At 63.8% G+C, this 22,697-nt stretch carries 22 protein-coding genes and 1 tRNA gene; 12 read left to right on the top strand and 11 right to left on the bottom strand.

Translation table 11 applies throughout. The features are described 5' to 3' along the window. Positions 1-2: 2 nt before the first annotated feature. A complete protein-coding gene (locus EO094_RS08605) occupies positions 3-818 on the top strand; it encodes a CmcI family methyltransferase (RefSeq protein ID WP_128291925.1) in 816 nt (271 codons plus the stop codon). A 32-nt stretch (positions 819-850) separates the two neighbouring features. Here EO094_RS08605 and EO094_RS08600 read toward each other — a convergent pair whose 3' ends face one another. From EO094_RS08600 to EO094_RS08585, 4 genes are all read right to left on the bottom strand, one after another. Continuing rightward, positions 851-1,609, bottom strand: coding sequence for a class I SAM-dependent methyltransferase (locus EO094_RS08600; RefSeq protein WP_128291924.1), 759 nt, complete (start codon positions 1,607-1,609; stop codon positions 851-853). Positions 1,610-1,624: 15 nt separating this feature from the next. After that, complete coding sequence (locus EO094_RS08595) at positions 1,625-3,277, bottom strand: glycosyltransferase family protein (RefSeq protein WP_128291923.1); 1,653 nt, start codon at positions 3,275-3,277, stop codon at positions 1,625-1,627. 63 nt (positions 3,278-3,340) lie between these two features. Beyond that, positions 3,341-4,726, bottom strand: coding sequence for an HlyD family type I secretion periplasmic adaptor subunit (locus EO094_RS08590; protein ID WP_128291922.1), 1,386 nt, complete (start codon positions 4,724-4,726; stop codon positions 3,341-3,343). After that, positions 4,723-6,495 carry a type I secretion system permease/ATPase gene (locus tag EO094_RS08585; RefSeq protein ID WP_128291921.1) on the bottom strand — a complete coding sequence of 591 codons (1,773 nt, stop codon included), beginning with the start codon at positions 6,493-6,495 and terminating at the stop codon, positions 4,723-4,725. Before EO094_RS08585 ends, EO094_RS08590 begins: the two co-directional genes overlap by 4 nt. A 330-nt stretch (positions 6,496-6,825) precedes the next feature. Here EO094_RS08585 and EO094_RS08580 point away from each other — a divergent pair, with 330 nt between their 5' ends. The 5 genes from EO094_RS08580 to EO094_RS08560 all read left to right on the top strand — a co-directional run bounded on the left by EO094_RS08580 (position 6,826) and on the right by EO094_RS08560 (position 11,951). Then, a complete protein-coding gene (locus EO094_RS08580) occupies positions 6,826-7,977 on the top strand; it encodes a class I SAM-dependent methyltransferase (RefSeq protein WP_164879598.1) in 1,152 nt (383 codons plus the stop codon). 1 nt (position 7,978) lies between these two features. Next, positions 7,979-9,076, top strand: a complete 1,098-nt coding sequence (locus EO094_RS08575) for an acyltransferase family protein (RefSeq protein ID WP_128291919.1) — start codon at positions 7,979-7,981, stop codon at positions 9,074-9,076. A 336-nt stretch (positions 9,077-9,412) separates the two neighbouring features. Then, entirely contained in the window at positions 9,413-10,360 is a 948-nt protein-coding gene (locus EO094_RS08570; RefSeq protein WP_246008445.1) for a glycosyltransferase, read from the top strand. Between the two features lie 98 nt (positions 10,361-10,458). Next, positions 10,459-11,241 (top strand): ABC transporter permease, encoded by a 783-nt coding sequence (locus tag EO094_RS08565; protein ID WP_128291918.1) that lies wholly within the window; start codon positions 10,459-10,461, stop codon positions 11,239-11,241. Then, positions 11,241-11,951: an ABC transporter ATP-binding protein gene (locus EO094_RS08560; protein ID WP_128291917.1), complete on the top strand. Its 711-nt coding sequence runs from the start codon at positions 11,241-11,243 to the stop codon at positions 11,949-11,951. The genes EO094_RS08565 and EO094_RS08560 overlap by 1 nt, the downstream gene beginning before the upstream one ends. Positions 11,952-12,132: 181 nt before the next feature. On the opposite strand, the gene EO094_RS08555 is transcribed toward EO094_RS08560, so the two are convergent. Both EO094_RS08555 and EO094_RS08550 read right to left on the bottom strand, forming a co-directional pair. After that, positions 12,133-12,459, bottom strand: coding sequence for a DUF2231 domain-containing protein (locus EO094_RS08555; protein WP_281275254.1), 327 nt, complete (start codon positions 12,457-12,459; stop codon positions 12,133-12,135). A gap of 49 nt (positions 12,460-12,508) precedes the next feature. Then, positions 12,509-12,598: transfer RNA gene (locus EO094_RS08550), tRNA-Ser, on the bottom strand. Positions 12,599-12,894: 296 nt separating this feature from the next. On the opposite strand from EO094_RS08550, the gene EO094_RS08545 reads away from it, so the two are divergent. Both EO094_RS08545 and msrA read left to right on the top strand, forming a co-directional pair. Next, positions 12,895-13,218, top strand: a complete 324-nt coding sequence (locus EO094_RS08545) for a hypothetical protein (RefSeq protein ID WP_128291915.1) — start codon at positions 12,895-12,897, stop codon at positions 13,216-13,218. Positions 13,219-13,280: 62 nt separating this feature from the next. Further along, a complete protein-coding gene (msrA, locus tag EO094_RS08540; protein ID WP_128291914.1) occupies positions 13,281-13,946 on the top strand; it encodes a peptide-methionine (S)-S-oxide reductase MsrA in 666 nt (221 codons plus the stop codon). A gap of 71 nt (positions 13,947-14,017) precedes the next feature. On the opposite strand, the gene mepA is transcribed toward msrA, so the two are convergent. Next, complete coding sequence (gene mepA / locus EO094_RS08535) at positions 14,018-15,055, bottom strand: penicillin-insensitive murein endopeptidase (protein WP_128291913.1); 1,038 nt, start codon at positions 15,053-15,055, stop codon at positions 14,018-14,020. A 114-nt stretch (positions 15,056-15,169) separates the two neighbouring features. On the opposite strand from mepA, the gene EO094_RS08530 reads away from it, so the two are divergent. Further along, positions 15,170-16,108 (top strand): glycosyltransferase family 2 protein, encoded by a 939-nt coding sequence (locus EO094_RS08530; RefSeq protein WP_128291912.1) that lies wholly within the window; start codon positions 15,170-15,172, stop codon positions 16,106-16,108. 30 nt (positions 16,109-16,138) lie between these two features. Here EO094_RS08530 and EO094_RS08525 read toward each other — a convergent pair whose 3' ends face one another. Next, the gene (locus tag EO094_RS08525) at positions 16,139-17,383 is read right to left on the bottom strand and encodes an extensin family protein (protein ID WP_128291911.1); all 1,245 of its coding nucleotides are present in this window, start codon (positions 17,381-17,383) and stop codon (positions 16,139-16,141) included. Then, positions 17,376-18,299 carry a L,D-transpeptidase family protein gene (locus EO094_RS08520; protein WP_128291910.1) on the bottom strand — a complete coding sequence of 308 codons (924 nt, stop codon included), beginning with the start codon at positions 18,297-18,299 and terminating at the stop codon, positions 17,376-17,378. Before EO094_RS08520 ends, EO094_RS08525 begins: the two co-directional genes overlap by 8 nt. Positions 18,300-18,660: 361 nt before the next feature. On the opposite strand from EO094_RS08520, the gene EO094_RS08515 reads away from it, so the two are divergent. After that, positions 18,661-18,885, top strand: coding sequence for a hypothetical protein (locus EO094_RS08515; RefSeq protein WP_128291909.1), 225 nt, complete (start codon positions 18,661-18,663; stop codon positions 18,883-18,885). A gap of 21 nt (positions 18,886-18,906) precedes the next feature. Beyond that, positions 18,907-19,083 (top strand): DUF1328 domain-containing protein, encoded by a 177-nt coding sequence (locus tag EO094_RS08510; protein WP_128291908.1) that lies wholly within the window; start codon positions 18,907-18,909, stop codon positions 19,081-19,083. Between the two features lie 134 nt (positions 19,084-19,217). Here the strand turns inward: EO094_RS08510 and EO094_RS08505 are convergent, their stop codons facing one another. Then, a complete protein-coding gene (locus EO094_RS08505) occupies positions 19,218-20,078 on the bottom strand; it encodes an SDR family oxidoreductase (RefSeq protein ID WP_128291907.1) in 861 nt (286 codons plus the stop codon). 151 nt (positions 20,079-20,229) lie between these two features. Here EO094_RS08505 and EO094_RS08500 point away from each other — a divergent pair, with 151 nt between their 5' ends. Beyond that, entirely contained in the window at positions 20,230-20,853 is a 624-nt protein-coding gene (locus EO094_RS08500) for a LysE family translocator (RefSeq protein WP_128291906.1), read from the top strand. Positions 20,854-20,867: 14 nt separating this feature from the next. Here EO094_RS08500 and lepA read toward each other — a convergent pair whose 3' ends face one another. Continuing rightward, the gene (gene lepA, locus EO094_RS08495; RefSeq protein WP_128291905.1) at positions 20,868-22,688 is read right to left on the bottom strand and encodes a translation elongation factor 4; all 1,821 of its coding nucleotides are present in this window, start codon (positions 22,686-22,688) and stop codon (positions 20,868-20,870) included. Between the last annotated feature and the right edge of the window lie 9 nt (positions 22,689-22,697).

The raw sequence follows: 22,697 nt of genomic DNA, 5'->3' as shown, positions 1-22,697 counted from the left end.
TCATGTTGATCGGAAGGGGCGCTTCGGCGCCCCTTTTTTTATGCAGAACGCAGAGGAGACGAGCTCATGGGCTTTCGATCTCGCTCGAGCAAATCAATGTTTTTTTCTTCGGTTTCAAACGCGGCCGGTATTTCCCGACACGGCGGTTTCCGCCGCTGACGCCGGAGGAGCAGGCGACCACCGACCGCTTTCATCGGCTCTATTACCGGCGCCTTTTCTCCAAAGCGACCGCGCCGTCCGAGGTGAGCTGGCTCGGTCACCGGGTTCTGAAATGCCCGATGGACATGATCACCTATCAGGAGATCATCACCGAGACGCAGCCTGATCTCATCATCGAATGCGGGACGAAGTTCGGCGGCAGCGCCTTCTTCCTGGCGACCATCTGTCAGCTCGTCGGAAACGGCCGCATCGTGACCATCGACATCAACGCGCCGGACGATCCGCCCAAACACAATCTGATCACCTATCTCACGGGATCGAGCACCGATGCCGCGATCGTGGAGCAGGTGAAGAACATCATCCGGCCCGATATGCGCGTGATGGTCATCCTCGATTCAGACCACCGGGCCGCGCATGTCCGTCGGGAATTGGAGCTTTATGCGCCCCTGGTCAGCTCAGGCTGCTACCTGATCGTCGAGGACGGCAACGTCAACGGCCATCCCGTCTTTCCCGAGCACGGCCCCGGGCCGCAGGAAGCGATCAAGGACTTCCTCGCCACAGACGACCGTTTCGAGCTCGATACGCAGCGCGAACGGCATCTTTTGACGCTCAATCCCGGCGGCTTTCTGGGCCGGAAGGGCGAAGCGGCGTCCGCCTGACGGCTCGCCGGCGCTTTCAGTCTCGCGCCGGTTCAGGCCTGACGCGCTTGCGCCGGAGCCTTCTTCGCCGCCATCGCGAGTTTCAAGCGGTTCGTCACGGCCCCGCCCAGGAAGCCGAACGTACGGCGTACGGCGCTCGTCGCCTCCGGGTCGTGGCGGGCCGCGCAGAGCGCGGCCATCGCTTCGTTCCGCGGCTCGCCCTTGACGAGCACGCCGAGGCCAAAGCCATGCAAGAACTCGAACGCATGCGCCCCCTCGGCGATCTCCGCCCAATAGCGGTGCACGCCGAAATCGCCCCTGCGGACATTGGTGTCGTGAAAGAGGATGACGCCCCCCTCCTTCACCTTCGGCAGCCAGGTCTTGTGGTCGTGCGCGACGGCCTCGTAGGTGTGAAGCCCGTCGATATGCAGAAGATCGATGGCGCCGTCGTCGAAATGCGCGAGCGCCTCGTCGAAGCGGGCCCGGATCAAGGTCGCGAAGCTGCCGTAGCGATCCTCGTTGTAACGCGCCAGCTCGTTGTAGATGTTGTCGCCGTAATAGCCGGCGTGCTGGTCACCCTGCCAGGTGTCGACCGCGTGGCAGGCGGTTGCCGTGCCAAGCTGCTTGATCGCCTGATTGAAGGCACAGAACGAAATGCCGGTATGCGTGCCGAGTTCGACGAGGCGCTCCGGGCGCAGCTTGTCGATGAGCCAGAAGGCGAAGGGCGTGTGCTCCAGCCAGCCTGAGGCTCCGATCCGCTCAGGCACCTGAAAGACGGCCGGCGAATAAAGCCAGGAAAGATCTTCGGTCATAACGTCGTCCACCCTCTAGGCCGTCTCGGTTTGTGGTTCACCCCAGGCCGGCTCACCGCGCAGGCGCGCGACGCGCTCGGCCTCGAGCGCTTCGTGATTTTGCAACAGGCCTGCGTACCATGCAGCCTCGCCGCTCGCGTGGTAGGTGCGCAAGCGCCGTGACGCAACTTCGTCATAGGCCGCCCGGGCGATTTTTCCGCGCCGCTCGCGATCGTCGATCAGGGCCCGCAGATGCTCGCGGAGCTGTTTCGCCGATTTGTAGAGAAGCCCCGTCTCGCCATGGCGGACGACATCGCCATAAATCACCGGGCTCGCGACGACGGCGACGGAATAAGCACCGCACTCGATGAACTTCAGGTCGCTCTTGCAGCGGTTGAAGAGATTGTCTTCGAGCGGCAGCCAGGCGATATCCGCCTTCGACAGGAGCGACTTGTATTCCCTGAACGGCAGAACCGGCTGGTAACGCTTGTCCTCCGCCTTCACCGCCTCGTAAAACGCACGGTCGAAGACGACGTCGACGCGAAGCCTGTCCGGTCCATAGCGGGAGACGACCTCGTTGACGGCATCGATATAGGGGGCCCAATCCTCTTTGCGGTTGAGCGCGGCAAAGAGAAGCCTGACCGGCCCCTGCCGGGACTCGACGGGCCGAAACGGCGGCAGAGCCTCGATCTGGTTGGGCGAGACAAAGACGTTCGGATTCCACTCCCGGATGATCTTGGCGAGCGTTTCCGTCGAGGTTCTGACGGCATGCGCGGAGCGGAAGGTGAGGTGGCCGTTTTCCGCGATCACGGGCCAGCGCATCGGATGATCGTCGAACTCCACAACGAAGAGCTTGTGGGTTTCGAGAATCTGTCTGTAGACGGGAAGCGATTCCTCGCGCGTCAGGATCGGCCGCTGCCAGACGAAGACGTCGCGTGTCCCCTGGCTCGGGCGTTTGGGCGTGGGGCCGAGATCGTCGATCATGAACACGGGCAGCGTGCCAAGTGCTGCAAGCGGCGCCTGCATGCGGACGATTGCCATCGCGTCGGGCTTTGAAGCGAGCGTCTTGCCGGTGAAGCGGATAATCCTGTCCGGCACTCGGCGCGGGCGCGTCTGGGCGGTGAAATGCGATGCCGCGAGCCGCCGGAGCGCGGTCTCTCCATCGACCTTCAGCGCGGCGCAGAGCGGCCGCACGGCCTTTGCCGTCTCTTCGCTGAGCCCTGGTCCCGCCTGGATGGCGACGATGCGTGCAAGTGGCGCTCCGGCGCGTTTCGCCATCTCCTGCAGCTCTTCGGGATCGAAACCGGCTCTGGCGCCATCGTTCTTGCCGGCGAGGAAGGCCTGCAACCGCGGCCAGAAAAACCGGTTTGGCACGAGGAGCGCGCAGACACCCTCGTCGCGCACGCGCGGCGCCAGCGCCTTCAGCGCGGCTTCCGCCTCATCGGGCGTGTCGGCGGCAAGTGCGGCGGCATCATAGGGGCCCGTCTCACAGCTGGAAGCATCGCCCGGCATGTCCGCAGCGGGCGTGGCGCTGTCCGCGCGGTCGATCTCGATTTTTGGGTTGCGGGCCCGCAGCAGCACCTCGAGCCCCGGTACGGGCCGCCCGGCGAGGAGGACGCGGCGCGCCGTGATCGGCAGCTGCGCCGCAAGCCTGTCGGCCAGCATGCCCGGCGTCTCGCTCTCGCCCATTCTCTCCCCCCGGCCCCGCTCCGGTCGCCCGTCTTCGGGCTTCTTCTCGTGTCTGCGCGCAGCTCAGCCGACGAAGGCCTTGTCGCGCATGTCCTGATAGGGCTCGATCAGATATTCCAGGAAGGTCTTGTTTTCGAGCTCGAAATACACCTGTCCCACATTGCCCGGCATGACCTTGCCGTACTCTTTCAGGCTCTCCGGATCGACGGAGGCGCGCACCTTGTAGAAATAGCGGCCGGTCTTTTCGTCCTGCTCGCTGTCCGGCGAAATGTAGCTCACCTCGCCGTCGAGAATCTGGATCGCCTTGGAGCGCTCGCGCGAGGGGAAGCGGATCGAGACGTGCTGACCCTGGTGCACGGAATCGATGTAATGCGGGTCGACCATCGCCTCGATGCTCATCGGCACGCCTTCCGGCAAGATCTCGAAGATCGGATCACCCGGCTTGATCACCTGGTCCTGCGTGTTGACGGCGACATTCACGATCGTGCCGGAAACCGGCGCGCGCACTTCCGAACGCTTCGTCACATCGGAAAAATAGCGGATATTCGAGGAGAGCTCGAAGATGTTGGAGCGCAGATCCGTGATCTGCTGGGCGACCTCGTTTGCCCGCTGCGACAGAGCCCGGTTCAGCTGTTCCTGCGTCTCATTGATGGTGGAGCGCTTGTCGTCCATCTGAATGAGCGTCTGACGGACGTTGTCCTGGTCGGACGCGAGCTGGCGGTTGAGCGCAAAATTACGATCGCGCGTCGTCAGGCCCTTTTCAAGAAGATCGCTCGAAACGCGCACCTCTTCCTGCGTCGCCTCTACGCGATCGCGCCGCTCCGTCAGCATCTCTTTCAGATTGTCGAGGAGCTGCTGATTGTTGTCGATGCGCTGGTTGAGGATCGTTTTCAGCGACGTCATCTCCGCCGTCTTGGCTTCGAATTCCTCGCGCTGCGAACTCGCCGTGTCGGCGAGCTCCGGCTCTTCGGCGATGCGCCGCTCCAGATCCGGCGGCAGGACGATCTTGTCGTCGCCCCGCTGCTCGGCGAGATAGCGGGCAAGCTTCACCCGGGCGACGTCGCGCTGCATCTGCGCGGTCGCAAGCTTCGCCTCCGCGCTCGTCACATCGATGCGGGCCAGAAGGTCGCCCGCCTTCACCTGCTCGCCCTCTTTGACCAGCACCTCGTTGACGATGCCGCCTTCCAGATGCTCCACGATGCGGTTCTTGCCCTGCGCCACCAGGCGGCCATCGGCCATGAAGGCGCCGTCGATCGGGGCGGAGACAGCCCAATAGGTGCCAAGCCCGACGAAGCAGAACATGGCGATGATGGCGAGCCGGTAGGCGCGCGTCAGCTTCAACGGCACTTCGTGATGCCAGGCATGGTAGAAGGGCTCGTCGTCCTTGCGAGGCTTGCGGGCCGTTGGGGCCGGCTTGCCGTACATGCCGATCGCCTGCAATTCCTTCACGATGCGGACCCTCCCGCGCCGGCCGCGACCTGGCCGTCCGTCTTGTCGTTCGCCTCCTCGGCGCCTTTCGGCTGCTGGATCTGGCGCACGGGCCGCCGTTCCACGCTCGCCGGCTTCACCACCTTAGGCAGAACTTCCTGGCGCGGCCCGTAATTCTCGATCGTGCCGTTCTTCATCAAGAGCACGCGGTCGACGACCTGCAGCAGCACCGGGCGCTGCGTCACGAGGATGATGGTGGCCCCACGCGCCTTAGCGCGGCTCACCGCGCCCAGAAGAATGTGGTCACCCTCCTGGTCGAGATTGGAATTGGGCTCGTCGAGGAAGATGAGCCGCGGATTGCGGTAAAGCGCGCGGGCGAGCGCAATCAGCTGCTTCTGGCCGCCCGACGGCTGCATCCCGCCCGTGCCGATGCGCGTGTCGTAAGCGCGCGGGAAGCGCAGGATCATCTCGTGAATGCCCGCCTGCTGCGCCGCCTCGACGATGTCGGTGTCCGACGCGTCGGGGTCGAAACGGGCGATGTTCTCACCGATCGTGCCGGGGAAGAAATCGACCGCTTGCGGCACGTAGCCCATATATTCGCCGAGCTGGATGCGGTTCCAGTTGCGCATGTCGGCGCCGTCCAGACGCACATGGCCGGCATTCGGCATCAGCCCGCCGGCAAGCAGGCGCAGAAGCGTCGATTTGCCGGCGCCGCTCGGTCCGATGATGCCGATGGTCTCGCCGGCTTCGATGCCAAAGGAGATGCGCTTGATAATCGCCTCGTCGGAGCCGCGCACGCCGAAGACGAGCTTCTCGACCATGAAATTGCCCTTGGGCTCCGGCAGGGCCGTCCTTTCCGGCTCGACATAAAAGCCGATCAGCGCATCGCGGACGCGGTTATGAGCGGACCAGGCGTTCGTCAGCGCGCTCCACGAACCGACGAGGCCGTCGAGCGGCGCGAGGGCCCGCCCACCGAGCATCATGCAGGCGAAGACGACCACCGCCGCGACATCGCCCTCGAGCGCCAGAAAGGCGCCGACGCCGAGGATCGAGGCCTGCAGGCTGAAGCGCATGAAGCGGGAAAAGCCGCCGAAGAGCGCACCGACCGTCTGCAGATTGACGAAAGCGGTGAGGCCGCGCGCATTGAGGCTGCCCCAGCGCGCGATCGCCGTCTTCTGCAGGCCGAGGACGCGTACCGTTTCGGATTGTTCGATATGCGATTGCAGGATCCGGTTGGCGCCGCGCTGGGCGTCGTTCTGCACTTCGATGCCGCGCTTCATGGCGCGCTGCTGGAGGATGGCGACGACGACCATCACCACCATGCCGCAAGTGATCAAAATCCCGAGCGCAATGTCGACCATGAAGAGGACAGCGACGAAGATCGGGATGAACGGAGCCTCGGCCACCGCGGCCAGCGCGCGCGAGCCGATGAAGGTCTTCACCTGCCGCACATCCTGCATGAGCTCCATGCCGGAGGACGCATCGCGGCTGCCATCCAGGAAATGCGCGTAAACGACTGGCCCTGCGAGCATGGCTTCGTATCGCGCGGCCGCCCGCGCCAGGACCGCCATGCGCAACGCCTCGAAAATGCCGTAGGTCGCAAAAGCGATGAAGGCGAGGATCGAAAGCGCGATGAGCGTTTCCTCGCTGCGGCTCGGCAGCACCCGCTGAAACACCTGCATCATGTAAAACGGCAGCGCCAGCATCAGAACGGAGGTGATCCCGCTCATGATGAACACGCCAATAAAGGCGCGGCGGACACTGGAGGTCGCGTGGTCAAGTTCTGTCATTGCGCTGCCGAACACCCGTTGCGGAAGCCGTCAGCGGCTTTCCGCAAGATGGAAAGGAGACTCCCGAAACCAAACCCGCGTCCCGGGTCGTTCCTGGCCGCCGGAAAGCGGCCACCGTCGCATGCCAGACCGCCTCTATTCAAACCCATGCCTGCAATAGCATCTGGGATAGATTATCAGCTAGCACATGCTAACGAAGTCTCACAAGCACAGCGTTTCGGACGATATTGCGGCGAAACGATGAGAGATTCGTGCCAAACGCTGCCGACCTCAGTGACGAGGATCATCTCGCCTGGACAAGATCGTCACGCAACTCGTATAGGCGCCCCCATGATCCACCTCGACAGCCACCCAACTGCCGAGCTCTCCACGCCTTATGACGTGTTCGAGGGATGGGTTGCACATGCCTCCGAGGGACCTCTTGATCTCAGACTTGCCGGCGTGCCGCTTGGTGTCAGCAAGGTAGCGCGCCCCGATCTCGGGCAAGGCGGGATCGGCTTTCGGGCCTATGTCGATCTCACGCGGCTCGACGCGAAAGCTCTGAACGCGCCATTGCCCCTCATTGCGGAAGTGGATGGCAATCCGGCCGGCGCGCTTGAGGTCACGATCGCGCCCGATCTTGCCGACACCGTCGCAGCGGCGCGTTCTGCCAAACTTCGCAAGCGGGACTGGCTCGTCCACCATCTGCGGCACTGGCAGAGCCGTGAAGCCGGGGTGGAGAAAGACGAGGCTCTTGTCTTTCCGCAGGCTGGCTTTTCCACGCCGCTTCCACCCTTCGGCGCCGTCAATATGCTCGATCCCGCTTATGGCTTCTCCGGAAAGCTTGCCGACAAGGCCGACGGGGTTTCCGACCATCCCTATCCGAGCCTTCTCGAAACCCAGCTTGCCGCGGCGCGGGACGAAGACTTCATGGCGCTCGATTTCGGCGCCGGCTTCAAGCGGATCGAGCGGCCCGGCGTGATCTACATGGAGATCTTCGACTATCCGTCGACGGACCTCCTTACCGTCGGCCAGGCTCTTCCCTTCGCGGACAACACCTTCGATATGGTGCTGACACTCGCGGTGCTCGAGCATGTCGATGATCCCTTCACTTGCGCAAAGGAAATCGTGCGTGTGCTGAAGCCGGGCGGATTGCTGTTTTCCGGAATCCCCTTCATGCAGCCAGAACACGGCTATCCGGACCATTATTTCAACATGACGCGCTCAGGTCATCGCCGTCTCTACGGTGCGGAAATCGAGGTCATCGAGCACATCGTCGACGACCACCAGCACCCGTTCCGCTCGCTGCAATGGATCTTGCGCTCCTATATGCAGGGGCTGCCGGAGGACGCGCGCCCGGAATTTGCCGAGATGAGCGTGCGCGATATTCTGACGAGCCGCTACTGGAAGGCGCGCCAGCAGCCTTTCGTCAAAGATTTGAGCGAGACGGCCCAGTTCGAACTCGCCTCGGCCACGACCTTGATCGGCCGCAAGCGCGGCTGACATGTCCGACCGCCTGCGGACCGCCCGCGACGAGAGCCAGCCTTGGCCAGGTCCCGCCCCCGTTCCGGCGCATATCCCGGCGCTCGACGGTCTGCGGGGCATAGCGGCAGTCATCGTCATGCTCTCGCATGTGGCGAGCGCCACGGGCATCGCGCAGGACTATTTTCAGCGCGGCGGCGGTCAGATCGGTGTCATGATCTTCTTTGCGCTGTCGGGCTTTCTGATGGCGCATATCTATTTCGAAACGCCACCGCGGCCTTCTGCGCTCTACAAATATCTTGTGGCCCGCGTCGCCCGTGTCGTGCCGCTTTTCCTCGCCGTGGTCTTTCTCTCCTACGCGGTGACGCGGTGGAAGAGTGGCGAATATCCTTTCGTCTATTCCATCGACGGCGCCGATCTCATCGACCACCTGCTTCTGCGGCGCGGCGAAAATGTGCTTTGGACGATCCCGGTCGAGCTGCGGTTCTACGCGCTCTTCCCGCTCTTCTGGATCCTCTACCGCGTCTCGGGCAATCTCGCCCTCGTCGCCTGCCTGGCGATCGCACTCGCCTATTATCTCCTGCCGCCCTTCTCCATGCCGGTCATGCATCTCGGGCATTACTTCGTCATCGGCATGGCGACGAAGCTTCTGTCCCAACGCATCCATCTCGCGCCGAGGCTCAACGAAGCCGGCTTCGTCGCCTCCGCCGTGATGACCGCCTTTCTCTTCCCCATGCCATTCATCTGGCTGTTCGGGCATACGCCACGCATGTGGTGGGAGCCGCAGATTGCGTTGGCCGTCTTCTTCCTTCTCTTCTTCACCCTGCGCAGCAATCTCGCCGCAGATCTTCTCGGCACGCATTGGCTGCGCAAACTCGGTGACATCTCTTATTCGCTCTACCTCACCCACATGCTGGCGATCGGCAATCTGCGCTACATCCTCGACCCGCAGACCCATCCCGTCCTTTTCGCGGTTTCGGCCATCTCGCTTGCCATCCTCCAATCCTTCGTGATCTTCACCGTCTTCGAGAGACCGGCGCGCCGTCTCATCCGACGCCTTGCAGGACCGAGGCGCCGGCCTGCCATGCGCTCCGCGCCGAGCGCGCCGCGGAAGGGTTGACAGAGCGCGTGACGACGATGATGCCTTGGCCGCGACGGACCAAAGCCGCCCGTCGATCCCTGGATGCCTCAAAATCACCCTATTGCGCCGGACATGAGCCTCGTCGATTTTCAACCCAGGGTCAGCCGGCTTGCCAGTTCTGCCAGACGCTCCGCACACCTCCGCATCGCGACGCTGCATCGACGCCTCGGGAGACGTCGCGAAGGTCCCGTCTGTGAGACCGGGGCATGCCACCTTCCGGCATCGCGGTTCGACGCGATGAGCGCCATCGCAAAGCGGCACCGCACACGAATGCGAGCAGCGCCGGATTTTCACCAAAGCGGGGCAGCGTAGACGATGTCCTTGCCGCGAATGAAACCGGATGCGCCGCGGACCGCCGTCCTCCTGTCGGTCTACAACGGTGAGCGTTTCCTGCTGCCGCAAATCCAATCCCTGAAAAACCAGACCGTCGCACTCATTGACCTTTGGATCTCAGACGATGGTTCCTCCGATGGCTCCGACAAGATCCTGACAGAGACGGAACGGCAATGGGACAAGGGAGCCTGCCGTCGCCTGGCAGGGCCACGGAATGGCTTCGCGGCAAACTTCCGAGCGCTTCTTGCCAATCCCGATATCGAAGCCGATTACGTGGCCTTCTGCGACCAGGACGACCTGTGGGACGAGGACAAGCTCGCCGCTGCGCTCGCCTGGCTCGCGGGCGAGGACCCGAACACGCCGGCGCTCTACTGCACCCGCACGCGCCTCATCACCGAGGACGGCAGTCTCCTTGGCTATTCACCGCTGTTCCCGCGCACACCGAGCTTCCAGAACGCCATCCTGCAGAGCATTGCGGGCGGCAACACGATGGTCATGAACAGGGCCGCCCATGAGCTGATGCGGGAAGCGTCCCGCCGCAGCGACTTCGTGAGCCACGATTGGTGGTGCTATATGATGGTGACGGGAGCCGGCGGACGGGTGCATTACTCGCCAGAAGCGCGCATCGGCTACCGACAGCACGGCTGCAATCTCGTCGGCGCCAACTCCTCCTGGCCCGCTCGCTTGCGCCGGATCACCTTCCTCACCAAGGGCGGGTTTCAGGGATGGAACGCGCATAATCTCGCCGGTCTTCGGGCCTGCTGGGATCTCTTGACACCGGATGCGCGAAACGTCATCGAACGCATCGAACAAGCGCGCTCCGGCCCGTTGCCTCGAAGGCTTTCCGCGCTTTGGAAATCCGGCGCTTATCGACAGACCGTCTACGGAGATATCGGCCTTTATGTCGGCTGCATCATCAATCGCCTATGACGCTGCCATCCCGTCGCGCCGACGCGCGCCCGCGGTCGCCTCGGCCCAGGGCGTGCTCAGGCACTTCCGGCGGGACGGCGTTGCATGAGGCAACGGCAATGCTGAAATGGCTGTGGGCCGCATTCGCGGATCTGCGCGAAGGGATCGCCTTCCGCCGCGCCTGGATGGCACTCGCGGGCGAGGACATCACCGATCAGCACCGACGCACGGCGCTCGGTCCGATCTGGCTTCTCATCAACTACCTCGCCTTCGTCGGGACGTTTATCGCCATCTTCGGTTATGCGCGCGGCGCCGGCTTTTCGGCCTATGTCGCGCTCGGCTTCTTCGTCTGGATGTATCTGTCGGAAGTGATCAACCAGAGCATCTCGCTCTTCGTGCGTGAGGAGAACTTCATCAAGGGCACGCGCCTGCCCCTCTCCGTCTACGTGTTCCGACTGACCATGCAGTCGCTCATTCGCGCCGGCTACGCCCTCATCGGCCTTCTCGGCCTGCTCTTCATTCTCGGAACGCCGATCACGGTGGCCTGGATATGGTCGCTTATCGGTATTCTTCTGATCATCGCGATCACCCCGGCCGCGATCACGGTCCTTGCCGTGGCCGGGGCCTTCTTCCCCGACCTGCAGTTCGTCGTCGGCAACATCATCCGGCTCGGTCTCTTTCTCACGCCGATCTTCTGGTATCCGGCCGAAGGCGCCATCCGCGGGCATTTCTATTTCTGGAACCCGTTCACCTATTTCCTCGAGATCGTACGCGTTCCGATCACGGACGGCGTCCTGCCGCTGCATGCCTTCTATGTCTGCGGCCTGATCGGCGCCATTTCGTGGCTCCTGGCTCTCTGGAGCCTCGGCCGTTTCCGTCGGCAGATCATCTTCGTCCTGTGATGCCCTCCATTCATCTCGACAATGTCAGCCTCGTCTACCGCGTCCGGCACAAGCTGAGCTTTCGCCCGACCGACCGCAGGCTGAGCCCACCCGGCGGCGTCATCGGCGGCCGCGGCACGAAACGCTTCGTCACCGCGCTCGATGGCGTCAGCCTCGATCTCAAAGCTGGCGACCGGCTCGGCCTTGCCGGTCCGAACGGAGCCGGCAAGACGACGCTGCTCAAGGTCATCTACGGCGTCTATGAACCGAGTGGCGGCGTCGTGAAGATCGACGGGCGCGTCGATGCGCTCTTCAACATCACGCTCGGCTTTCGCGGCGAGGCGACCGGCCGGCGCAATGTCGAGCTCCGCGGCCTCATCAACGGCTGGAGCAAGGAAGAGATCGCCGAGCGCATGCCCGAGATCATCGAGTTCAGCGAGCTCGGCGAATTCATCGACATGCCGCTGAAAGCCTACAGCCAGGGCATGGCGGCGCGCCTCGCCTTTTCGGTCGCGACGAGCTTCGAGCCCGAAATCCTGGTCATGGACGAGTGGATCGGCGCAGGCGACAAGAGCTTTCAGGACAAGGCGGCGAGCCGCATGAACGCGCTTGCCGAAAAGGCCGGCATCATGATCCTCGCCAGCCACAATCCGACGCTGCTGAAGCGCACTTGCAACAAGATCCTGACGCTTGAAAAGGGCAAGATCAAATCCCTGGAGCCGACGGCGTGAAACGCGTTCTCCGGTCGTCCCGCAAAGCGCCCCTTCGGCGAATGGTGTAGCCGCGGCACTTTTTTGGAACTCTCACCAGGGTGACGAAATCCCCAGGCGATGCCGGCCTCGGGCCGCAATGACATCACGGTCTCGGATCCACTGGCTCCGGCCGGCCGCTCCGTGAGGGCGCGCATGAGGATCATTGCTCAGGAGGAGTCAGACGTATCCTCAGCCGGGCGGGTTCCCACCCGGTATAGACATAGACGAGATGCCCTCCGGCCCAGCCCGTCACCAACAAGCCGACAGCCATGACCAATGTCAGCGTCAGCCCCCAGAGCAGAACGCCTGCCGCCGGATCAGCTGCGCGCATGTTCCAATTGAAAATCACCAAGACCAAAGCCGCGGAATTTCCACCGGCGTGAAGCCATCCGACGAGGTTTTGCGCTGCCCTGATGCTCATCAGGTCGATGGCGCCGATCAAGGCTGCGGCGAGGCCGGACGCGGAAGCGGTATGCGGGTGGTACAGTCTGCGAACTTCATGTCGTCGCCATGCGGCGCAAATCGGCGCACGAAAATGGCGGAGGGAGAGGGATTCGAACCCTCGAGACGGTTGCCCGCCTACACGCGTTCCAGGCGTGCGCCTTCGACCACTCGGCCATCCCTCCGGCGAGGCTCCCCTTTAGCGATGCCGCGCCCTGAGGGCAAGGCGGAGAGCACGAATTCGTCGCTGTTGCGGTCAGCGTCGTTTCGGCCTTCTGCGACGGGCGCGCAATCTTGCGATCGGAACCGGCCGCGGCGGTCCCGCCAAGCCGTCCGGTCGGTGACCGGGCACGCAGACGAGGCCTGATGCGAAACGTCGAAGACCGAGCGTCGACGAAAAGCCGGAGCGCGATTGCACGCGAGCCGGCGCGGCCCTACCTAATGAGCCAGGAATGAAACCTCAAGTGCTGCGCAAGGCCAGATGATCCGCTTTCTTCTTCGTTTCCTGGCCATCTGGCTCGCTGCCGCAGGCCTCGTCATGGCCGTCATCGATGCGGCGAAATCGATTGCCGAATCACGCCTCGTTCTCACGCCCTTTGCCGAGACCTGGGCGAATTGGGCGGCCGCGAGCCTCGATGCCGCACATCATGCCGTTGCCGACAAGGTGCCGTGGCTCTGGGCGTTTCTCGAGAAGGTGGTGCTGACGGCACCGACCTTCGCCGTCTTGCTCGTCGTGGCCGCGCTCCTCTTCTGGCTCGGCCGGCCGCGGCGGCGTTTCACCTTCGCGCATGAGCGCGACCTTTAAACGGGGTGGTCTCCAGTCCCCGCCGAATTCACACAACGCGACCTCCAGAAAAGGATCCCCCCATGTTCCCCTTCGACCGGCTCGCCAAGAAGACTGATCTCCCGAAGCCCGAAGAGGCGCTGCCCGGCCGCGCCGAGGCTTTGCCCACGGCCGAGACGCATTTCGTCAATGGCCGCGCCCTCAAGGGGCCCTACCCGGAGGGTCTCAAGACGGCGATCTTCGGTCTCGGCTGCTTCTGGGGGGCGGAGCGCGTCTTCTGGCAGACAGACGGCGTCTATGTGACGGCGGTCGGCTACGCGAGCGGCGCCACGCCGAACCCGACCTACCGGGAAGTCTGCACCGGCCGCACCGGCCATAACGAGGTGGTGCTTGTCGTCTACGACCCGAATGTCATCAGCTATTCGAAGCTCCTCGCCCGCTTCTTCGAGGCGCATGATCCGACCCAGGGCATGCGCCAGGGCAACGATGTCGGCACACAATACCGCTCGGGCATCTACGTCTTCGACGAGGAGCAGAGGCAAAAGGCCGAAACGGCCAAGGCAACCTATGCAAAGGTTCTGAAAGAGAAAGGCTTCGGGCCGATCACCACGGAGATCGTCGATGCGCCCGCCTTTTATTTCGCCGAGGATTACCACCAACAGTATCTGGCGAAAAATCCTGGAGGCTATTGCGGCCTCGGCGGCACCGGCCTCTCCTGCCCCTCCGTGCCGGAGAATGCGGCCGCCTGACCAGACGAGATCGCGAATTCCGGCGTTCTGAGAACGGCGGAGCTCCTGCGAGTCCCCTCGTCGGAAGAGCTTCAGCGGATCACGGCCGGCCGCGCCTGCGGCAGGGTATGCGGCATCGACGGCGCGCCGGGCGCCCCGACATCGGGACGAAGCGCAACGGCCTTGGCCGCCACGTCGGCTGGAACATCGTCGCCATAGGCAGCAAGTGCCGTGATCGCGCCAGACTTGTCGCCCGCTGCCAGCACCTGGCGGCAGGCGTTGGGCAAATCGTCGAGCGTCGTTTCGCGCTTCTTCGCCGGCTTCTTGCTGGGCTTGGCCTGGCGATAGGGTTCCTTCGAGTACCACCAGGCGAGCGGTGCGCCGCAGCCGTCGTCCTTGCCCGTCGCGCGCTGTGGCTCGCAACCGGGCGAGCCTTCCGGGCAAAAGAGGCGCACGTGGATGTGCTCGTTATGGCCCCAATAGGGACGCACCTTGGCAAGCCATGAGCGATCGCCCGTCGCCGTCTCGCAGAGTTTCTTCTTGATGCCGGGCGCCACGAAGATGCGCTGGACATCGGGATAGGACGCAGCGCGTTTGATGAGCCTTGCATGCGCGCCCGTCCAGCGTCGCGGATCGACCTCGTGCGGCCCGACTTCCACGACGGGAATCGCCGACATCGTCTCGCGCTCCTTCGCCGAGAGACGGCGCTGCGGCATTGGCTGCAGCCAGATGTCGATGTCGAGACCGACCTGATGCGAGGCATGACCTGACACCATCGGGCCGCCGCGCGGCTGCGACATGTCACCGAGGAGAAGCCCCGTCCAGCCGTCCTTGGTGGCGGCCTCGCGCCCCAGCCACTCGATGAAATGAATCAGATTCGGATGACCCCAGATGCGATTGCGCGACAGGCGCATCGCCTGCCAATAGGGGCCGTCGACGGTGATCGCCTCGCCTCCCGCCAGACACCCCTTGGAATAAAACCCGACCGCCGCAGCGCGCCCTTCGGAGGGAAGCTTGGCGGCCCCGAAATAGCGCTTGGCCGGAATCTGGTCCGCCAGACCGGCGGCCGGCCAGCCCGTCAGGAACAAGGCGCTGAGGGCAAAAACCAGTCTTGGGACGAATCGTAGCATTGCGCAATGCTATCATGCCGATGCTCTGATCCGAAGTCGGCGCCTTACTCTCCTTTAACGCTTTAGAAGCTATCTTTGGCTTGCGTTTGCGCGGCATTAAGGGGAAGCGTCGAAATGAGCGAGTTCACCGCCTGCGAGGGCCTCGGCGTCGCCGTGCTTCTGCCGTGCCGCAATCAGGCGGCCACCATCGAGAACGTGGTGCGCGGCTTCCGTGAAGCCTTGCCCGATGCCCGCATCTATGTCTTCGACGAAAATTCCTCCGACGACACCGCCCGTCAGGCGCGAAAGGCTGGCGCACGCGTTCTGCGCGGGCCAAGCCATGCACCGAACCATGCGCCAAACCAGGCGGTGTGGCGCATGTTCGCCGATATCGACGCCGACATTTACCTGCTTGCTGCAGGCGACGGCTCCTGCGATCCGACCGATGCGAGCTCACTGATCAATGCGCTTTTGACGGAACGCGTCGATATGGTGGTCGGCACCTCGGCGACCCTCGGCGGTTGCGACGCCGACGATCTGCGCCACGGCGCCGGCAGCGTCTTCGACCTCTACCGGCGTTTCTTCGGCACAGGCCTTTCAGCGCGCAGCTCCATCTACCGCGCTCTCAGCCGCCGCTTCGTCAAAAGCTTCCCCCCGGTCTCCGAAGGGCTTTCCCCGCAGACCGAATTGTCGCTGCATGCCAGCGAACTCATGGTGCCGGTCGCGAGCCTGTCGCTCGATGGCGGTCAGAACACGAGTGAGCGCAAGCCGGCAGAGAATGTGCGGCACGCCATGGGCGAAGTCGCCACCTTCCTGCGTGTCATGCAGGTCGCGCGACCGCTCCCCCTCTTCGGCGTCGCGGGCCTTCTTCTCGGCCTCTTCGGGTTCCTCGCCGCGCTTCCGGCGCTCTTCGATGGAGATTCCGTGCAGGCGGGCGCAGTTCTTTCGGCGAGCGCCTTCGTGCTTGCCGGGATTTCCCTCTCCTGCGGGCTCATCCTGGAGAGCCTGCGCCGGTCGCGGCTCGAGCAGAAGCGCATCTTGTTTCTGAGCGTGCCGGCACTCCCCATTCAGTAGCCAGATCCGCCTTTCCTCCGTCGCCGCGGGTTATTGGCAGATGCGGTAGCCGTTGCTCCGCGCCTTCAGATCGAAATGGAAATGCGTGGCATGGGCGGCGTTGGCGCCGGGTCCAAGGACCGTGGTGAAATATTTGCAGGCGCCTTCGCGGATCCGCTTCTGAAAGCGGCTCGCGGCCGCATCCGCATTCTCCCGCTCCTTCACGGAAACCGGCGAACGGCTCTTGAAGGTGATGGCGCTGACATCGATCGCATTGGCGAGCGCATGCTCTGAGATCTTCGCGCCCGGGCGATTGTAGCGCGTGCGGCACACATAACCGGAGGCCTGGGTCACGCCGCGCAATTCAGCGCCGTCGAGAAGGTCTTTGGCTGCTGGCTTCACCACCTCCTTCAGCCAGGTGGCGAGGGCCTCCGTCGCCGCGCAATTGAGCGTGACGGGAGGCGAGATGGCGACGCCAGGCGCAAGTTCCTCGACCTCGATCGGGTGGGCGATCTCGCAGGCGCCGCCATCGGTGATCGCCGGCTCCTCGTCGAACTCCACACCGAGAGCTCTGAGGCGCCAGACACATTGACGAAATTCCTCAGCGGCAGCCGCCTTGGCCGCCTCGTCCTCTTCCGGCACCTTCGAGGCCTCTTCGGCAGCGTCCCCGCTGGACTCGTCCTCCGGCTCCGCAGGGTGTTCATCAGGGCCTTCAGACGGCGTCTCCGATGGGGGCTGAGCAATCAGCGGCTCCACCGGCTTCGGCGCATCTTCCGGGCGAGCCTCAGGAAGGGAGGGCGCATCGCTTCCGGCAGCCTCGCCCGCAGGCTCTTCCGACGTCTCATCCGCAGGCGCCTCATTTTCGCCGTCGGTGGCTGGTTCGGCCTGGGAGGCGTCCTCGTCCTTCGGTGGCCGGTCTGCCTGCGTGTCGTCCGGAGACGCCTCAGCCGGCGCCTCTTTAGGCTCGGTCGCCTCGTCTGTCTCCGGGGTCGCCGCTCTTTCGTCCGTCACGTCGGGCCCTGAGCCGGCCTTTTCCGGCGGGCGCACATCCGGCACGGGCGGGAGAGCGTCCGGATCTTCAACCGATCCTTGCGGCCGCGGATTGGGGGTCGGCGGGGCGTCGCCCGCCTCACGCACGGAAGAGGGAGCTGGCTCTGCGGCCGAGGGCGTCGCTTTCTTTTCCGCCGCCTCCGCCGGGCGGGGCTGGGGTTTCAGCGGAGGCGTTTCGGCCCCCGCTGTACCGACCCCGATCGCCAGCGCCAGCACAAAGCCCCAGGCGGGAAGATGGCTAGTCAAGAAATTCCACCGTCGTGCCCGGCTTCACCATATGGGCGAGCTCCGTGGCATCCCAGTTCGTCAGACGCACGCAGCCATGCGAAAAGGTCTTGTCGATCGCCTCGGGCGCGGGCGTGCCGTGAATGCCATAGGTCGGCTTCGACAGATCGATCCAGACCGACCCGACCGGCCCGTTGGGACCCGGCGGGATCGTCAAGACATCGCGATTGTCGCCCTGCTGGAAGTTGACGTCCGGCCGATAGGTGTAGGTCGGGTCCAAGGCGACACCTTCCACCTCGACCGTGCCGGTGGGCGAAGGCGTATCGGAACTGCCGATGGTGGCGGGATAGACGACGAGGAGCCGGCCCGCGGCATCGTAGCCGCGCAATGCCGCAAGCCCCTTATCGGCTTCGATCCGCACCACCTTGCCTTTGACATCGCCACCCGGCGCAGCAACGGCAATGGTCGTGCCCGCGACGGAGAAATTGGCCTCCGGGTTGAGCGCCTTCAGAAAATCCTCATCCATATGAAAGCGCTCGGCGAGCATTTCGGACGGACTCGTGAAGGAGAGCCGCTCCATCGCGGCCTTCTCGCGGTAATCGGACGGAATCGAAGGCGCGAAGGGACCCGCCACATCCTCCTGCGTGATGCGATATTGGGTGATGACGGGCGTCGTGTCGTTTTGCGCGATCTCGGCCCAGAGCGTCGCTGACAGCTGCCCGTCCGGAACCTCTTCGCGCGACAATTGAAAATTCTGCACGGCCTTCTGGACGTTGTCGCCCCAATAGCCGTCGATCACCCCCGGCGAAATTCCAGCCCGGTCGAGAAGCACTTGCAGCTTCACGATGAACGGATCGCGATGCTTGGAGACGAAGACATGATCGTCGGCGAAGCTCGCGGCATTGATCGTGTCAGGTGTGACCACGGGGGCCGCCATATCCTGCTCGCCGAGGGGAACCGCTTGGAGCGGCCCTGTCGTGGTGCCGGCCGGCGCGTCGCCCAAAGCGGGGTCATTCGCGGGAGGGGGCGGTTGGACGGCTGGGGGCGGAGCCACAGACGGCGGAGCAGGTTCGACGATAACCGGCGGCGCGGACGGCGCGGGAGCCACCGGCGGCGGGGGAGCTGCCGGTGGGGGAGGCGCAGGCTCGCCCGGAGCCGGGGCCGGACCGAGAAGCACCGAACCCGGGGAAACGCCGGGGGGGGCTTGAAGCACCTCCTGCGACACGGCCGGCGGGATGAGAAAGGAAACAGCGGCGACACCGAGAGAGACCCGGAGGGCAAAGCTGCAGGCAAAGCGGATGGACATCAAAAAGGATCGGAAAATTCTTGTTTCAGTTGAAGGACAAACGCCGATCCTCACGAAACGCTCCCATGCGACGGCCTTTGCGGCTCTGATGGTTGCGCCACCGTTTGCGGCCGGTCGTCGACACAGAAACCGATGGCAGGCCACCGAACACCGCACAGACCGGCGGGAACAAGGCGTCAACACGGCGGTTAATTCCGACAGGTGCAACGACACCTGAACCTACCGGAGAATTTCCACCATGCTGAAATGGGCCCTTATCTTTGCCGTGATCGCGGTCATCGCCGGCGCACTCGGCTTCAGCGGGATCGCTGCGGGCGCTGCTACGATCGCGCGCTTCCTGTTCTTCATCTTCCTGGTCGTCGCCGTCATCTTCTTCGTCCTGATGCTTCTGGGCGTCGGCGCTGTAGCGGTCTGAGGCGGGATTTTACGCGACGGGCCGCACTCAGCGCGAACTGTCGAGCGATCAGACATGACGAAGGGCCCTGCCGCAGCAGGGCCCTTTTTGTTGCCGGCGTCGATGGCCGGCAGGCAGCGGGCGGCAGACGGCGCCTAGCCGCCGATGATGTCGCCGCCGTTCGGGTGTAGCACCTGGCCGGTCATGTAGGAGGAATCGGCGCAGGCGAGGAAGAGCACCGCGGGCGCCACCTCGTTCGGCTGCCCGGCACGACCCATGGGCTGATTGGCGCCGAAATTCGCTACCTTGTCGGGCGGAAAGCTCGCCGGGATGAGCGGCGTCCAGATCGGCCCCGGCGCCACGCCGTTGACCCGAATGCCCTTGTCGGCAAGGTTTTTCGACAAGGAGCGGGTGAGCGCCAGGATGGCCCCCTTGGTCGAGGCATAATCCATCAGAACTGGCTGTCCGCGATAGGCGGTGATCGACGTCAGGTTGACGATCGCATCACCCTTCTTCAGATGCGGCAGAGCCGCCTGCGTGATGAAGAAGATGCCAAAAATGTTCGTGCGGAAGGTTCGCGTCAGCTGGGCTTCGGAGATCTCTTCAAGTTCTTCCGCCATATGCTGCTCGCCCGCGTCGTTGACGAGAATGTCGAGCCCGCCAAATTTCGACACCGTTTTCGCAACCACATCCTCACAGAAGCTCTTGTCGCCGATATCGCCGCGGAAGGCGATCGCCTCACTCCCCTCCTCTTCGATCATCCGGCGCGTCTTTTCGGCGTCTTCGTCCTCGTCGCGATAAAGGAAGGCGATTTTGGCGCCCTCGCGCGCAAAGAGGATCGAGGTTGCCCGCCCGATGCCCGAATCGCCGCCGGTGATGAGCGCGACCTTGTCCTTGAGCCGTCCGGAGCCCGGATAACGGGGCATGTAATCCGGCTCGGGCGTCATCTTGTGCTCATCGCCCGGTTGATGTTCCTGTGCCTGCGGCGGACGCTCAGTGTCGTGCCTGTCGTTCATGACTTTCTCCCTCTTTGTCGAGGGGAAGCGAAGCGGGCGGGTGCGGTTCCGCAGGTGAGGCGGGAACAGCTGAGACGGCTAGTTTCCGGCTCGTCGGGCATGCGAACTTCGGCTAGCCTTAGGGGCCCTGTCACAAAGGCCCTCGGACCCAATGCTCCTTGATCCGCTGACCCTCATGCTTTTCGCGAGTGCCCTCCTCGTCAATGCCGGCACGCCGGGGCCGAGCGTGACGGCCCTCGTGTCGCGTGTTCTGACCCGTGGGTGGCGCGATGCCCTGCCTTTTGCGGCAGCGATGTGGATCGGAGAGGCTCTGTGGCTCGCTGCGGCCGTCTTCGGCCTCGCAACGCTCGCGAGCAGCTTTTTATGGGCCTTCGCCGTCGTGAAATTCGCGGGCGCGGCCTATCTCGTCTATCTCGCTTTCAAAATGTGGAATGCGCCGACGCGTCCGGAAGCGGATGACACCGCGATGTCGCCGCGCGGCTCGGCTCTCAAGATGTTCCTTGCGGGCTTTGCGGTGACAATGGGCAATCCGAAGATCATGGTCTTCTATCTCGCCCTCTTGCCCAACCTTCTCGATCTCGAAAGCCTGAGCCTCGTCGGCTGGGGCGAGCTGTCGCTCACCCTTCTCCTCGTCCTCGCTGCGATCGACCTCAGCTATATCGCGCTTGCCGGCCAGGCACGGCGTTTCCTGCAGAAGCCCGCAGCCGCGCGTGTCATCAACCGGATCAGCGCCCTCTTCCTCGGCGGTGCGGCCGCGGCGATCGCGACCAGATAGACCGTCGAGTTGGCCTATTCGTCGCCCATCTTCAGAGCGGCGATGAAGGCCTCCTGCGGGATCTCCACCTTGCCGAACTGGCGCATCTTCTTCTTGCCCTCTTTCTGCTTGTCCAAAAGCTTGCGCTTTCTGGTCGCGTCGCCGCCATAGCATTTGGCGGTCACGTCCTTCCTGAGGGCTGCGATCGTCTCGCGCGCAATGACCTTGCCGCCGACGGCCGCCTGGACCGGGATCTTGAAGAGGTGCCGGGGGATCAGATCCTTCAGCTTTTCGCAGAGCGCCCGGCCGCGCCGATCGGCCTGGCTGCGGTGCACCAGCATCGAGAGCGCGTCCACCGGCTCGGCATTGACGAGGATCTGCATCTTCACGAGATCGCCCGGCTCGTAGCCGGTGATGTGATAATCGAAGCTCGCATAGCCCTTGGAGATCGATTTCAGCCGGTCGTAAAAATCGAAGACGACCTCGTTCAAGGGCAGATCGTATTCCAGCATGGCCCGCTGGCCGACATAGGTGAGCCCTTGCTGGATGCCGCGGCGGTCCTGGCAGAGTTTCAGCACCCCACCCAGATATTCGTCCGGCGTCAGGATGGTGGCGCGGATCCACGGCTCCTTGATTTCCTCGATCCTGACCGGATCGGGCATATCGGCCGGGTTGTGCAGCTCGATCTCTTCGCCGTCCGTCAGGCGGATCTGATAGACGACGGAGGGCGCCGTCGCGATCAGATCGAGATCGAATTCGCGCGCCAAACGCTCCTGGATGATTTCCAGATGCAGAAGCCCCAGAAAACCGCAGCGGAAGCCGAAACCGAGCGCGGCCGAGGTTTCCATCTCATAGGAAAACGACGCGTCGTTGAGGCGAAGCTTGCCCATCGCCGCGCGCAGATCCTCAAAGTCGTTGGCATCGACGGGGAAGAGACCGCAGAAGACGACGGGCACGGCCGGCCGGAAGCCCGGCAGCGCCTTTTCCGTCGGCCGCTTGTCCTCGGTGATCGTATCGCCGACGCGGGTGTCGGCCACGTCCTTGATGGAGGCCGTCAGAAAACCGATCTCGCCCGGCGGAAGTTCTGCGGTCTCCACCATCTTCGGCGTGAACATGCCGACCTGGTTGACCTCGTAGCGCGCGCCGGTGCCCATCATGCGCACCGTCTGGCCCTTCTTCAGCGTGCCGTCGATGACGCGTACCAGCACGACGACGCCGAGATAAGGATCGTACCAGGAATCGACGAGGAGCGCCTTCAACGGCGCATCGAGCAGACCTTGCGGTGCCGGCAGGCGATGCACGATCGCCTCCAGCACGTCCTCGATGCCGAGCCCGGTCTTCGCGGAGATCATCACCGCATCCGAGGCATCGAGGCCGATCACATCTTCGATCTGCTGCTTGACGCGCTCCGGCTCGGCCGCCGGCAGGTCGATCTTGTTCAAGACCGGAACGATCTCGTGATTGACCTCGATCGCCTGATAGACATTGGCAAGCGTCTGCGCCTCGACACCTTGCGAGGCATCAACGACGAGGAGCGACCCTTCGCAGGCATAGAGCGAACGGTTCACCTCGTAGGCGAAATCGACATGGCCGGGCGTATCGATCAGGTTGAGGTGATATTCCTCGCCGTTCTTCGCCGTGTAGCGCAGATGCACCGTCTGCGCCTTGATGGTGATGCCGCGCTCGCGCTCGATATCCATGGAATCGAGGAGCTGCTCCTTCATCTCACGGTCCGGCAAGGTGCCGGTCATCTGGATCAGGCGGTCGGCAAGCGTCGACTTGCCGTGGTCGATATGGGCGACGATCGCGAAATTGCGGATGTGGGAAAGATCAGCCATGGAGCGCGCATGTAGCATGGCCGCAGG

The sequence above is a fragment of the Afifella aestuarii genome (genome assembly GCF_004023665.1).
Classification (GTDB): domain Bacteria; phylum Pseudomonadota; class Alphaproteobacteria; order Rhizobiales; family Afifellaceae; genus Afifella; species Afifella aestuarii.
The sequence above is the reverse complement of the archived record's forward strand: the minus strand, read 5'-3'. Positions and strand labels throughout refer to the sequence as shown.

Coding starts and splice junctions, on each gene's coding strand:
- EO094_RS08605 (WP_128291925.1), top strand. CDS start 3: ATGTTGATCGGAAGGGGCGCTTCGGCGCCCCTTTTTTTATGCAGAACG.
- EO094_RS08600 (WP_128291924.1), bottom strand. CDS start 1,609: ATGACCGAAGATCTTTCCTGGCTTTATTCGCCGGCCGTCTTTCAGGTG.
- EO094_RS08595 (WP_128291923.1), bottom strand. CDS start 3,277: ATGGGCGAGAGCGAGACGCCGGGCATGCTGGCCGACAGGCTTGCGGCG.
- EO094_RS08585 (WP_128291921.1), bottom strand. CDS start 6,495: ATGACAGAACTTGACCACGCGACCTCCAGTGTCCGCCGCGCCTTTATT.
- EO094_RS08580 (WP_164879598.1), top strand. CDS start 6,826: ATGATCCACCTCGACAGCCACCCAACTGCCGAGCTCTCCACGCCTTAT.
- EO094_RS08575 (WP_128291919.1), top strand. CDS start 7,979: ATGTCCGACCGCCTGCGGACCGCCCGCGACGAGAGCCAGCCTTGGCCA.
- EO094_RS08570 (WP_246008445.1), top strand. CDS start 9,413: ATGTCCTTGCCGCGAATGAAACCGGATGCGCCGCGGACCGCCGTCCTC.
- EO094_RS08565 (WP_128291918.1), top strand. CDS start 10,459: ATGCTGAAATGGCTGTGGGCCGCATTCGCGGATCTGCGCGAAGGGATC.
- EO094_RS08560 (WP_128291917.1), top strand. CDS start 11,241: ATGCCCTCCATTCATCTCGACAATGTCAGCCTCGTCTACCGCGTCCGG.
- EO094_RS08545 (WP_128291915.1), top strand. CDS start 12,895: ATGATCCGCTTTCTTCTTCGTTTCCTGGCCATCTGGCTCGCTGCCGCA.
- msrA (WP_128291914.1), top strand. CDS start 13,281: ATGTTCCCCTTCGACCGGCTCGCCAAGAAGACTGATCTCCCGAAGCCC.
- mepA (WP_128291913.1), bottom strand. CDS start 15,055: ATGCTACGATTCGTCCCAAGACTGGTTTTTGCCCTCAGCGCCTTGTTC.
- EO094_RS08530 (WP_128291912.1), top strand. CDS start 15,170: ATGAGCGAGTTCACCGCCTGCGAGGGCCTCGGCGTCGCCGTGCTTCTG.
- EO094_RS08520 (WP_128291910.1), bottom strand. CDS start 18,299: ATGGCGGCCCCCGTGGTCACACCTGACACGATCAATGCCGCGAGCTTC.
- EO094_RS08515 (WP_128291909.1), top strand. CDS start 18,661: ATGGACATCAAAAAGGATCGGAAAATTCTTGTTTCAGTTGAAGGACAA.
- EO094_RS08510 (WP_128291908.1), top strand. CDS start 18,907: ATGCTGAAATGGGCCCTTATCTTTGCCGTGATCGCGGTCATCGCCGGC.
- EO094_RS08505 (WP_128291907.1), bottom strand. CDS start 20,078: ATGAACGACAGGCACGACACTGAGCGTCCGCCGCAGGCACAGGAACAT.
- EO094_RS08500 (WP_128291906.1), top strand. CDS start 20,230: ATGCTCCTTGATCCGCTGACCCTCATGCTTTTCGCGAGTGCCCTCCTC.
- lepA (WP_128291905.1), bottom strand. CDS start 22,688: ATGCTACATGCGCGCTCCATGGCTGATCTTTCCCACATCCGCAATTTC.